The following is a 213-nucleotide window of genomic DNA, read 5'->3' as shown; positions in this document are numbered from 1 at the left end:
CATCGGTGAGTCCATTTTTGCCAAAAGAGTCTATAGGGGGTGTCCCGTGTCTATATTGCATAAAATATGTCCTTGTGATTTGTTTGAACTAGACATGGTAGGTTTCGACATCATTTTGGGGATGGATTGGTTACATGCATATCATGCCACCATCGATTGTAGAACTCGTAAAGTTAGGTTCCAATTCCCAAATGAGCCTATCCTTGAATGGGA

General features: G+C 41.3%; 1 protein-coding gene. It reads left to right on the top strand.

The window, feature by feature from the left end; genetic code table 11:
- Position 1 precedes the first annotated feature (1 nt).
- A partial coding sequence (locus ON062_RS14085; RefSeq protein ID WP_368859995.1) for a hypothetical protein occupies positions 2-213 on the top strand: 212 nt, incomplete at its 3' end.

This window comes from Microbacterium sp. C7(2022) (genome assembly GCF_028823665.1).
In the GTDB taxonomy this organism is placed as follows: domain Bacteria; phylum Actinomycetota; class Actinomycetes; order Actinomycetales; family Microbacteriaceae; genus Microbacterium.
Note: the sequence above shows the minus strand (reverse complement) of the source record. Positions and strands in the feature narration are given on the sequence as shown.